The organism is Variovorax sp. SG517, from assembly GCF_013376045.1.
Lineage (GTDB): Bacteria > Pseudomonadota > Gammaproteobacteria > Burkholderiales > Burkholderiaceae_C > Variovorax.
This window is the reverse complement of record NZ_JABMJG010000006.1, coordinates 389842-401968: the sequence shown is the minus strand read 5'-3', so window position 1 is coordinate 401968 and position 12127 is coordinate 389842. Positions and strand designations below refer to the sequence as shown.

The 12127-nt window shown below is 69.9% G+C and carries 3 protein-coding genes; all 3 read left to right on the top strand.

Annotated elements, in window-relative coordinates:
• Window positions 1-225: 225 nt before the first annotated feature.
• The 3 genes from sctQ to FHT32_RS20465 all read left to right on the top strand — a co-directional run bounded on the left by sctQ (window position 226) and on the right by FHT32_RS20465 (window position 12116).
• Complete coding sequence (sctQ, locus tag FHT32_RS20475; protein ID WP_176666422.1) at window positions 226-1341, top strand: type III secretion system cytoplasmic ring protein SctQ; 1116 nt, start codon at window positions 226-228, stop codon at window positions 1339-1341.
• Between the two features lie 28 nt (window positions 1342-1369).
• Window positions 1370-2029 carry a type III secretion system export apparatus subunit SctR gene (gene sctR / locus FHT32_RS20470; RefSeq protein ID WP_125947233.1) on the top strand — a complete coding sequence of 220 codons (660 nt, stop codon included), beginning with the start codon at window positions 1370-1372 and terminating at the stop codon, window positions 2027-2029.
• Window positions 2030-2282: 253 nt separating this feature from the next.
• Window positions 2283-12116: a DUF4781 domain-containing protein gene (locus tag FHT32_RS20465; RefSeq protein ID WP_176666421.1), complete on the top strand. Its 9834-nt coding sequence runs from the start codon at window positions 2283-2285 to the stop codon at window positions 12114-12116.
• Window positions 12117-12127 lie beyond the last annotated feature (11 nt).

The window sequence follows — 12127 nt, the reverse complement described above, 5'->3', positions numbered from 1 at the left end:
TCGCGACGGACTCTATGCGCCGCCATCCATTCACGGCAACCACGAGTTTTCGTAAACGCTCGCCGCGTGTGGCGCGCACGGCACTACGTGTTTGCGGACTACCTTCGCGCAATGCGTCTGGCTAAGCTGCCGGTCCCGATGCGAGCCGTCTCGCGTTGCTCCGAGGCATGAAGAAGGTGACAAGAAGCACAGCCGCCAGCATCCGCATACCGACCGAAAGCACGCATGCCTGACGCAGGCGCCGACGCAGTGACTGAGCTCGGCGAAGCCCGCGCATTGCCGCGTGCCGATGCAGCCAATGTGCGCGCGCTCAATCGCCTCTACGGCGCCGCGCCGCTGCCCGACATGGCGGCCGCGCGCGGCGCGCGCTACCGCATCCGCTGGCACCACGACCCGGCCTCCGGCCGCACCGCGCGCGAGAGCTTCCGCTTCAGGCTCGGCGCGCACATCGGTCATCTCTCGATGGATGCGCCCAGCCTCCAGGCGTTGCTGGGCGAACGCCGCATCGACCTGCTGCCGCGCGACCTTCGCTACATCCTGCTTGCCGATGCGCTGCATCCACTGGTCGATGCGCTCGAGAAGGCGCTGCGGCTTCATTTCGAATGGCAGCCTTCCGAAGCGGAAGCGCGCGAGGCCCGCGAGCGCAGCCCGCAGGCGGTGCCGCTTCACTGCGATCCGGAACGCGCGGCCTTCTTCGTCGCCATGCCGCTGGAAGGCAGCGCCGTGCTGCACGGCTTCGTGCAGTTCGAGGATTCATCCACGCTCGACGCGCTGGTGCCCGCGGGCTCCGGCCCGCGCCACAACGCCCACGCCGCCAATGCCTTCGACGCGCTGCGCCTGCCCGTGAGCTTTCGCCTCGGCAGCACGCCGATCCGCCTGGGCGAGGTGGGCAGCATCCGGCCCGGCGACATCGTCGGCATCGAGCAATGGAGTTCTTCTGGAGCCGCCATCGTGGTCACGGCGGAACTCGGAGGCCCCGCGGGGCGGCATCTTTCCGCCTTTGCCGAAGGCTCGCGCATCACCGTTCAGCAATCGAGAGACAGTGCCATGAAGCCAGACACACCCGCCCTCGCGACCGACGTCGCGGACAACGCCAACCTGCCGATCGACCGGCTCGACGCGCTGGAGGTCACGCTGCGCTTCGAGGTCGGCGACCTCTCCGTGTCGCTGGGCGAACTCCGGAGCATCCGCGCAGGCCACGTCTTCGACCTGGGCCAGCCGCTCAATCGCAGCCCGGTGCGCATCCTTGCGCACGGCAACGTGCTGGGCAAGGGCTATCTGGTCGCGGTGGGCGACCGACTGGGCGTGCGCGTGTCGGAATTCGCGCCGGGCGAAGTCTGAGAGGCCGCCCCTCAAGCGGTCCATACCCATGCAAGGCGGACTTCCCGAACCCCTCACGCTGGTCGCGCTCATCGTCGCCTTCGGCATCGCGCCGTTCGTGGCGCTGATGGTGACGAGCTACACCAAGCTGGTCATCGTGTTCGGCCTCCTGCGCACCGCGCTGGGCCTGCAGCAGACGCCACCCAACATGGTGCTCAACGGCATCGCGATCATCCTGTCGGTCTACATCATGGCGCCGGTGGGCATGGACATCGGCGACACGCTGCGCAGCCGCAGCTTCGGCGCCAAAGGCGAAGGACTCGGCGACATCATGGCCGTCATCGACGCGGCCAAGGCACCGGTCAAGGAGTTCCTGCAGAAGCACACGCACGAGCGCGAGCGGCAGTTCTTCCTGAAGTCGGCCGCCAACATCTGGCCGAAGGCACGCGCCGAGCAACTGAAGGACGACGACTTCATGGTGCTGGTGCCGAGCTTCACGCTCAGCGAGCTCACGCGAGCGTTCCAGATCGGCTTCATCATCTACCTGGTGTTCGTGGTGGTCGACCTGATCGTCGCCACGGTGCTGCTGGCACTGGGCATGTCGATGATCTCGCCCACCACCATCTCCCTGCCCTTCAAGCTGCTCCTGTTCGTGATGCTCGACGGCTGGACGCGACTGGTGCACGGGCTCGTGCTGTCGTATCGATGAGCTCGCGACGGCGCATGACTCTTCGGCTGCCGCGCGCATCGCGCAGCCCCTCGAATCCACGCATTGGCGCGCGCCCGTCTACGAGAACTCGTTGTTGCCCGCGCGCGGGTATGCCACTTAGAGTTCGCGCGGCATCGGAGCCGGCCGGGCAGTTCCGCGCGCCCTTCTTTCAATCTGCAACTTCATCCGGGGTCTTATGGTTCTAGCAGTCAGCAGCGATGGGTCGGGAACGCAATCCGCCGCACAGGCAGCGATGGAGGCATTGGCGGCCGCCAGGGCTGCCGAAGAACTGCGGCGCCAGGCGGAAGCCGCGGCGAAGCGCGCGGCCGAGGAGGCACGTCGGCAGGCCGAGGAAGCGCGCAAGCAAGCCGAAGCGGCACGCCGCAAGGCGGAGGAAGCGCGCAAGGCCGCGGAAGCCGCCGAGGCCAAGGCCGAGAAAAGCAAGGCCGAGGCCGACCAGCAGGAAGCCACCAAGGCGCGCAGTGCCAGCGACGCGGCCGAGCGCGATGCGCTCAAGCAGGAAGCGGCGAGCAACCTCAAGCAGAAGCAGTCCACGCTCGCCGATGCCAAGCTCGACGACATCCAGCAGCGCCGCGCGGACAACAATCCGTCGGAAGCCACGCGCGCCGCGCAGGGCGAGGTCGACGCGGCGCAGAAGATGAACGCCATCTTCGAGCCGCCGGCCAACCAGCCCAAGGGCCAGGCCCCCGCGACCAGCCCGGGCACGCAGGACCTGCTCGAGAAGGCGCAAACCGCTGCCAAGCCGGTGTTCAAGGCGCAGGCGAACGGCGGCGACGGCACCAAGGAACAGAAGGCCGCCGTCGACACCGCCATGACGGACTGGCTGCAGGCCGCCGAGCAGGACATGCGCAAGGCCAGCCTCAAGGCGATCGCCGAAGGCAAGGACCCGAACGACGCGATCGACAAGGTGGCGGCCGACGCCCACGACGCGCTCGACAAGGGCGGCGTGTTCGACCCGAAGAGCATCGGCGAGTACATCGACAAGGCGCGCGACGGCGTGCGCGCGGACTCGCCCGAGGTGCGGCAGTTGCGCGGCGAGCAATACGACGCCGGCCAGGCCGGCAAGGCGCACGTGGCCGACGCGCGCAGCCGCGCACAGGACGCCGACGCCGCCGCGACCAAGGCCGAGAAATACGCCGCCAGCTTCGGCACCGGCGGCGGCGGCAACGACACGATCATCACCGCGCAGCAGAACGCGAAGGCCGAAGCCGAGCGCCTGCGGGCCGTGGCCAACCGCGCCAAGTCCGAACTCCAGAGCGCCGAGAAGGCTTTCGGCACCACCGATCCGTCGGACCCGCAGAACCCCAAGACGAACACCCTCGGCACGGTCGATGCCGACTACAACGCGCGCGTCGCCGACGCCGAGGTCAAGGAGCTGAGCTTCAAGTACGACCAGGCGGTGGCCGGCGGCGATGCCAAGGAGATCCAGAAGGCCGACGCCGCCCTGCGCGATGCGCAGCAGGGCCAGCGCTACATGCACGCGCTGAGCGACGACCTCGACGCCAAGCTCGGGGCCAGCGACGCCGAGAATGCCAAGACCGACGCCGAGAGCGCATGGAGCGCGGCATCGCTGCAGCGCCCCGCCCGCGTCACCGTGACCGAGCACGACGGTGACAAGACCACAACGCGGAACATCGATCCCGACGGCTACGACCCCGCGTTCTGGGCCAAGCCCGGCAGCGAGGAAGGCAAGAAGGTCAAGAACATCGACGGCAAGTACTTCTACGTCGACGGCGACAAGAAGACCGAGCTCGATCCGCTGACCGCCGCGCTGTACGCCGCGAACGAAAAACAGGATGCCGCCAAGGCCCGCGGCGACCAGACCACGACCACGCTGAACGCCGTCAAGGACGACCTCTTCGGCGGCGCCGACGGCAGCCGCGCCAAGCTCGACGAGGCCGGCTATCTCGATCGCGCGGACAAGATCAACCGGGGGCTGACCGACGCCAACAACGCCGTCGCCAACGCCAGGCCGCAGGACCTGGGCCGGGCGCTCGAGCAGCAGCGCGCCGCGCAGGCCGACGCCAAGGCGCTGAAGGCCATGCAGGACCTGCGCGCGGCCGAGCGCGACCAGGCCGCGGGCAAGACCGTGGACGGCGGCAAGCTGGATGACCTGCGCGTGGCGGCGCGCGAGGCCCAGCGCCTGGCCGACGGCGCGAAGCCGAAGCTCTCGGCCGACGACGAGAAGAAGATGCGCGAGACGCAGTTGCCCGCGGCGAAGGAGGCCTACGACAAGAAGGCCGCGGAGGTGACGACGCTCACCGCGCCCGGCAGCAAGGCCACCGGGGCCGAGCAGCAGAAGGCGCTCGACGAACTCGACGCGCTCGATCTCTCCAAGCGCGACATCGAGACCCAGCTCGGCCTAATCGACGCCGAACGCGCCTGGTATGCCGCTCGCTACCAGTACGACCGCACGACCTTCGCCAAGCCGCAGCTGACGATGTTCATGAACGGCGACAAGTCGACCACAGGCGACGTCTACCCGAAGAACTACGACCCGACCTGGAACATCAAGCGCGGCGACGACGGCAAGGTCAGCGCCGAGGGCCTGCCGCGCGGCCTCTCGCCCGACGACATCGAGGTGCACTCGGACTGCAACGGCGGCTACAACGTCACGATCAAGAAGGACTCGAAGGTCTTCGGCTGGCAGCAGTCCGACCAGGGCAAGATGGTCGACTTCTCGGTGCGCGCCGGCACCTACAAGATGAACCCCGCCACGGCCGCGCGGTGGAAGACCTCCGAGTTCGGCGACGGCGACCTGGCGAAGGCGCGCGGTGCGCGCGCCGACGTCGAGAAACGCCTTGCGCAGGCCGCGGCCGATGCGCCGCCGCAGCCCGGCGCACAGCCGGCGCCCGGGCCCGACGGCAAGCCCGCGCCCACGCTGAACTTCGGCGACGACCTCGCGCCGCGCAAGAAGACGGTGGACCAGAACCTCACGGATGCGATCAAGGCACGCGACAAGGCACAGGCCGACTACGACGCAGGCACCGGCGACCGCACCGCGCTGGGCAACGACCTCGACGACGCCAAGACGCGCGTCACCATCGCCCAGAACGAACAGCTCGCAGTCGATGCCGCGATCGCCTGGCAGGAGGCCAACCACGCGCGCCAGCGCATCGAAGCCGACAAGCGCGCGGGCCGCGCACAGCTGTGCTACGCCACCTCGCCGCAGCAGACCGCCGACGATGCGCGCGACAAGGCCGACGCCGCGCGCAAGGACTGGCTCAGCTCGGTCAACAAGTTCCACACCGACACTGCGGCGCGCGATCTCGCAGCCGCGAAGTCGGCGCACGAGAAATGGAAGAGTGCCAACCCCGGCCTGGCCGAGACCGGCAGCGACACATGGAAGAAGCTGCAGGCGGCGCAGACCCAGTCGGACACGGCCGTGCGCTACCAGGCCGCCGGCGCACGCGACAACGCCTACGCGCAGCAGCAGGAATTCACCATCCAGAACCTGCCGTTCAACCAGCGCGAGGACAAGCGCGCGCTCTACCGGCTTTTCGAGAAGAACCCGCAGGTGATGGCACAGGCCATCATGAACGACCAGTTCGTGCAGTACGGCGGCGGCCCGATCGAGATGAAGAGCCGCACGCAGCTCGAGAACGAGATCGGCCTTGCGCTCGGCTGGAACCCCAGCCGCTCGCTCGATGCCGCGACGCCGGCCGACAGCGAGCGCATCCGGCAGAACCAGCGCCTCTTCGGCAACCTCGGCGACGCGCAGAAGGACCTGCTCTCGAAGATGGTCGACAAGGTGGTGGAAGTCGGCGGCGAGCACGCGCACGTGACCGTGCTGCCCGTCGTCTACGCCCTCGACAGCGACGACGGCGGCATCATCAAGACGGCGATCTTCAAGGTCGAGAGCAAGGACAAGCCGGGCGAGACCAAGCTCGTCGACGAACAGGCCTGGACCTACAAGAACCTCACGGACTACCGCGCCAACAACAGCCTGCCGGTAGAGGGCGTGAAGCTCGTCACGCCCGAGGACGCCAGCTACTCGCTCGACCAGAACGGCAACGTCAAGCTCTTCGCCGGCGACGCGCGCACCGAGACCGGATGGGAGACCTTCCGGCGCGCGACCCACCTGGACATGGTGGTCGCCGGCGTGGGCCTGGTGGCCGGCGTGGCGCTGACGGTGGGCTCCTTCGGCACGCTCGCGGCGCCTGGCGTCATGCTGGCGGCCGGCGCGTTCACCGTGCTCGCGGCCGGCTACGGCGTCGCGACCTCGGTCGAAGACCTGAACAAGCTCAGCGCGCACGGCCAGAGCATCAATCCGGCGAACAGCGAGCAGGCGCGCATGGACTGGCTGAACCTCGGTCTCTCGACGGTCAGCGTGCCGGTGGTGGGCGCCTCCACGCGCGCCACCATGGCCGCGCTGCGCGCAGGCCGGGCCGCCAAGGCGGCCACGGCCGCCGAAGCCGCCGGCGACGCCGTGACGGCACAGGCACGCGCGGCCGACTTCGCGCGCTACGCGAAGACTGCCCAGGCCTGGGGCAAGCCCGCGGCGATGGCCTCCAAGCCGCTCGGCCTCGGCAGCGCCTACGCCACCGGGGAAGGCGTGCACTCGCTGGTGAAGAACTGGGACCAGATGAGCCCGGCCGAGCGCGAGCAGCAGATCATGATGCTCAGCGTCAACGCCGCGGGCTTTGCCTCGCCTATCTTCGCCAAGGGCTACGTGCGCGTGCACAACGCGATCAAGCCGCCATCCACGAACACCGCGCGGCCCGCGGTCGTGAACCGGCCGGCCGGCACGGTGGGCGACGAGGCGCGGAACACGACGCCCACCGACGCGGCCGTGCCCGGACGACCGGCGCAATCCGCGTCGCCCAAGCCTGTCGATGCGGTCGATGCCGCCGATACGGCCGGTGCCGCCAGGCCGGCGGACGCAACGACAAAGCCCGACGCGCTCACGCCGTTCCGCGAGCCGCCGCGCATGAGCGTCGCATGGCCGACAACGCCGCGTACGGTGCCCGCCGACGTGGCCGGTCCGGCGGCGCTGCCGTCCATCGTGACCGATGTCTCGTTCAACCCGGTCATGGCCTCGGTGCGACGCGCGGGCGATACCGCCGATGCCCCGGGAGCCGCGCGCGCACCGACGGGCGCACGCAGTCCCCAGGAGAAACGCGCGGCCCCAGGCTCGAACACCGCGGAAGACGCACCGCGCGCCAACGCCCCCTTCGTGCGCTCGGCGCAACGCATCGGGCTGAAGCAGAACGCAGGCACCAAGGACCTGGTGAGCGTGAAGTCCACGCCGGCATCGCCCGCCAAGGGCGACGAGGGCAGCTTCGCTGTCTACAAGCCGGCACAGGACCCCGAGCTCGGCGGGCCCACGAGCTATCCGCTGCCGGCAACCAGCCGTCTCGGTCCGACGAACTGGTCGGATTCGCTGCTCACCGTGTTCGCCGCCGGCGGCGAAGCCGAGGGCGTGCGCTACTACGTCTATCCGCGCACCGTTGACGACAACGGCTTCGTCTTCGCCGCGCATCGCGACGGATTGCCTGCCGGCACGGACAGCCCCAGCGCCGCGCAGCGCGCCAGCGCCCATGCACAGGGCGAAAACAGCGGCGACTTCTCCGGCGTCCTGCCCGCTCACTACGCCACCCTCGACGAAGCGCTCGCGACGGTGCAGCCAGAGGGCTTCGTCGCGCTGGGCGACGAGATCGCGATCGTGCACGCGGCAAGCATCGCGCCGGACGGCAGCGTCCCACCCTCGGCCGTGATGGCCACCGTGAAGGTCGAAACCACCCAAGGCGGCCCCGCGAAGGCCATGCAGGTCACCGCCCATCCGGGCAGGCCCGCCCTGCGCATCGCCTACCCCGAGGGCTATGCGCCGGGCCGGCCGCTGATCTACACCAGCGCCAACGGCCAGCGCGTCGACCTGCTCAACACGCAGTCCGGCCGCAGCGAGATGGGCATCAACGCCTTCCGCCGCCGCGTGGCCGACCTCGAGATCTTCGCGCCGGGCGAGCGCGCCGTACGCAGCGACGGCAAGCCGGGCAGCGAGGCGGTCCCCATTCCCGAGGGCTACTTCGCGGTCAACGGCCACGGGCTCGAAGGCATGATGAACGACGCGAGCGGCAATCCGCTCACGGCCGAGGGGTTGGCGCGAGCCATCGTCGCGCACGAGAACTATCACGGCCAGCCGGTGCTGATGCTGTCGTGCCTCAGCGGAGACGGCGCGGTGCCGATGGCGCAGCGCCTGGCCACGCTGCTCGGCCACGACGTGTACGCGGCAACCGAGTCGGTCATGATGAACAACCGCGACGCGAACGCGCCGGGCTCCCTCTACACCCGGCGCATCTCCCTGAGCAACGAAGGCAGCTCCTACAACGGTGGCGCACTCAAGGCCGAGCCGCTGCAGTCGCTGCCCATCGTCGGAATCCGCGAGAACGGGCGTACCGTCTACGACGACATCGCGGTGCAGGGCACCCCGGTCTACGCGCGCTTTCGGCCGGGCCTGTCGATCGAGCCGGCCGGTGCGCAACCCACCGCGCCCCGCGCCGCATCCGCCATGCCGGAGCCCCCGCGCGCGACAAGACCGATCGCGCCCGAGCTGCCGCGCACCGCCGGCACCGGCCGCGGCGACACCGACACGCCCTCCGTCAAGACGGCCGGCCAGCCAAGGGACCCCGCCGCCACCGGCGTGGATGCGCACGGCGCTCCCCTGCCGCCGACCACGCTCGGCAACGGGCGCAGCTGGCTGCAGATCGCGCTGCGCGGCGACAGGCTCGTCGCGTTCCACCAGCGCGCGAGCGAGCCCGGCTCGGGGCTGCGGCCGCTGCAGCCCTCGCCCGACGAGGCCGCGGTGACGGCCCGCATCACCGAGGACCCCGCCGCGGGTTCGAACGTGCGCTTCGCCGTCCATCCGATGGCGCCGGGCGAAACCATGTACGGCGGCACCGGCGTGCGCGCCAAGCGCAACAACACCTTCGGGACCTTCGCCGAGGCCTCCGCCGCGGCGCAGCAGAAGGGCGGCGCGTGGGTGTACCGCATCCATCCCGACGGCACCATGGCGCCGCTGACGAAGCGCGGCCGCGCGACGCCCGAGGAGATCATGGGTTCGGTGCACGTCGGTGCGAACGGGAAGCCGATGCCCATCGGCATTCCGAACGTGCGCTCGGCCGCATGGCGCGAAGGCGCAACCGCGCCGGCAGCACCGAGCACGGCGGCGGCCAATCACCAGGCAGGCGAGTCCACCGGCCTCGCGATGGTCGAGCCCGACATGGACGCGCTGCTCGAAGGGGGCAGCGACTACACCAAGCCGCGCCCCGCCTACGCGGGCCCGGCCACGATGCGAGAACTCCAGGCAAGCAAGGCCCCGGCCACGCCCGAGGACGTCGAGCAGACGCACTACCTCGCAAGCGCCGGCTCGCCTGACGGCCATGCCGCGCGCGACGTTCCGCTGCGCACGCGCTTCATGCAATGGGCACGCGGCCAGGCGCCCTCCTTCATCGGTGCGCCGGACTACGTCGGCGGGCGCTACGTGCTGGCCCGGGACGCGGCAGGCCTCAACCAGGGCGCGCCCGACGCCACCTTCTCGCTGCTCGACCGATCGCACGTGTACTCCAGCTTCGAGACCGCGCGCGCGGCGGCGGCCGCGCATGCGAACGCCGAAGGCAGCGGCCTCGTGGGCGTGGTGCGGCTGATCGGCCCGAAAACCGAGATGGCCCAGGTCGCGGCCACCGGACGCTTCACCCAGGCGCAGGTCGACGGCATCGTGGGCGTGCGCCCCGACGGCGCGATACACCCCGTCAGCATCAGCAACCGCCAGGCCGCGCATGCGCCGAAGCCCGGCGAGGTCTTCGTCGATCCGCACAAGACGATGGAGCAGAACGATCAGGTGATGACGCCGGCGCAGAAGAGGAAGATCTTCCTCAAGTCGGTCGGCTACATGGTCGGCACCGGCGCGGCCTTCTATGGCGCCGTGCGCTTCGGCGGCGCGGCACTGGGCCTGCACATGACCAACCCGGCGCTCGGCGTCGCCGGCGCTTCGCTCGGCGGCTACGTCGGTGCGCGCGCCGTGTTCCTTCGCTACGCCTACGAAGCCTTCTTCTACCGCGGCAGCATCGCGGGCCTGAAGCAGGGCGGCAAGATCCGGCTGCAGAAGTACCTCAACCCAAAGGACCAGGACACCTTCGCGCTGATCGGCAACATCGCCGATCCGGCCAAGCGCGAGGCCTCGCTGTTCCAGCTCAAGAGCCAGCTCGACAGCTGGCACGCGGCGCGGCGCGGCATCGAGGGCCGCCACGACTATGCCAAGGCGCTCAGGATCCTGTCGAGGAACCCCGACAGCACAACCGCCCTCGACACGCTCTACAAGGGCGCGATCGAGCGCAGCGCTCGCCCGGTGATCGGCAAGCGCGGCTGGCTGAACCGGATACCGCCGGCGCTTCGCAACGACTACGCCCAGGCGCTGAAGGCATTCAACGCAAACCCCCGCGACACCCAGGCCGCGGCGCTGCTGATGACCGCACCGGAAGTGGGACGCGGCACCCAGCATGCGGGATTCGTGCGCGGGCGCCTGCTGCGCAACGTGCCGGGCGCGGACCGCGCGCGCTACCGCGAGGCTGTGCAGACCATGGCGAACAAGAGCGGTGACGTCAACGCCGCGCTCAAGACGCTGGAGGGCATTCCGCTCGACACCGTCGCGCGCCAGACCACGGGCGCCCGCGGCGCATTCCGCGGCATTCCGAAGGCCGACCGCCAGACCATCGCGATGGCCACGGAAACGCTGCGCGCCAACCCGTCGGACGAACGCTCGCGCGCCGTGCTGGACCAGAGCCCCGGCAAGCTCACCTCGCCGAACTCGCCGGTGGGCCGCGCGCTGTTCGGCGCGCGCGTGCTGAGCTTCGGGCTGAGCCACTCGGCGGGCACGCGGCTGTACCTGAACCCCTTCTTCGACGCGCCGAGCCACCAGTGGACCTGGGACATCACCACGCTCGACGGCGTGCGCCAGTGGATCAGCAACGAGGGCAGCCTGCACTATGCGGTGGGCAACGCCACCGGCCTCGGCGCCAGCGTGGCGAACCGCTATGCATCGATCGCGCAGGCGCGCGGCGGGCACGTCATGAGCGAGCGCGGATCGACCGAGGCCCCGGCCCCCAAGGCCGGCGAGACGCCGCCGCCCAAGGCCACCACGGCGCCGCTCGACAAGGACGGCAATCCGCTGCCGGTCTACAAGGCAACCAACGGCTACTCGTGGTTCAGGCGCGCCCTCATCGGCCTGGGCAACCCGAAGGCCGTCACGCACGACGGCGTGGCACCCGACGGCGGCCCGATGGTCAAGCGCACCTTCACGCAGCGCCTGGCGCAGTTCTCGTCGTGGGGCGACTCCAGCGGAACGATCGGCCTGACGATCTCCGACAGCATCCAGGCCTACATGTACATCCGCGCCGGCCAATGGGACCTCGCGACACCGCAGTTGATGAAGGTGGCGAGCGACATAGGCATCTTCCGCGGCACGCAGAAGGACTACATCGACGAATACCGCTCGAACCGGCAGATGGGACCGATGGTCTACCACTCGCGCCTGACCAACTACTTCAACGCCCCGCTCGGAGAGGCCAGGACGAATCCGACCGAGACCTCGCACGGCTGGATCCGCCGCGGCGCGGCGCCGCTGGTTCTGCTGGGCGTGGCCGTCGCCGCACGGGTGGCGGCCGAGGAATGGTCGATGCACGAGAAGAACAAGAAGCCGCAGCAGCCGGCTCCTACACCCACACCGACGCCCACTCCTTCGCAGACGACCACGCCGGTGCCGACTCCGTCCCCCACCCTGACGTTCACTCCGACACCGATACCCAAGTCGACGACAACGCCCAACCCGACACCGAATCCGAAGCCAACTCTGACGCCAACGCCGACACCGACACCGACGCATCCCCAGCGCGGCGGCGTGCGCTTCATCGTCGACACGATGCAGCCCACGGCCGTCGAACTCCAGGCGATGCTCGATGCGGGTACGGCGCAGGACCCGCTGCAGCCCGTCAACCCGGCGCTGTCGGGCTTCCTCAACGTCGATCCGGGCCACTCCCAGCGCACGAAGGCGGCGGAGGTACTGCTCGCCTGACTTGGACGCGA